Below are 596 nucleotides of genomic sequence, written 5' to 3' on the forward strand. Positions count from 1 at the left end.
CTAGAAGTCCGATGAAGATCTTCGTGGTCTGATGTGGCGGGTCGGCGTAGCCGGCCCGCCACTGGCCTGTTCATGCTGGTGTCGGCAGGTTCCAGCGTCCGTTGGTGCGGGTGAGGCCGAGGTTGATGAGGGTGCGTAGGTTCAGGGCGGCGGCGCGGGTGTGGATCCAGGTGTTGTTGGCGATGGTGCCGCGGTAGCGCAGGCGCCGGTTGCCGCCGGCCACCAGCCAGGCGACGGCTCGTTCGACCGGTGGGCGCCAGCGGCGGTAGGCGGCCTGCCAGTCGGGGTCGGTGGCCGCCATGTGGCGGGCGGCGGTCTGCTGGTCGTGGTGGGGGCGGATGGTCAGCACCCGTCCGCGTTTGGCCTTGGTGCAGCGCTCGCGTAGCTCGCATCCGGCGCACAGTTGCTCGAAGACGGCTCTGCGCTGCAGGTTGATTCCGCTGGGCGCTGTGAGGGGGACGGTGTGCCCGGCGGGGCAGGTGACCTGTCCGGCGGTGGTGTCGATGGCGAAGTCGTCGAGGCTGAACCCGCCCGCGACAGCGGTGGTGAGCGGGGCGGGTTTGAAAAACAGGCGGTGTTCGCGCGCGAGGAGCGCG

1 protein-coding gene is annotated in these 596 nt (G+C 70.1%); it reads right to left on the reverse strand.

The genetic code is table 11. From position 1 onward, the window contains the following. Positions 1 to 70 precede the first annotated feature (70 nt). The coding region (locus KDL01_RS41680; protein WP_212534237.1) for a transposase at positions 71 to 596 on the reverse strand (526 nt) is incomplete at its 5' end.

This window comes from Actinospica durhamensis (assembly GCF_018139695.1).
In the GTDB taxonomy this organism is placed as follows: Bacteria; Actinomycetota; Actinomycetes; order Streptomycetales; family Catenulisporaceae; genus Actinospica; species Actinospica durhamensis.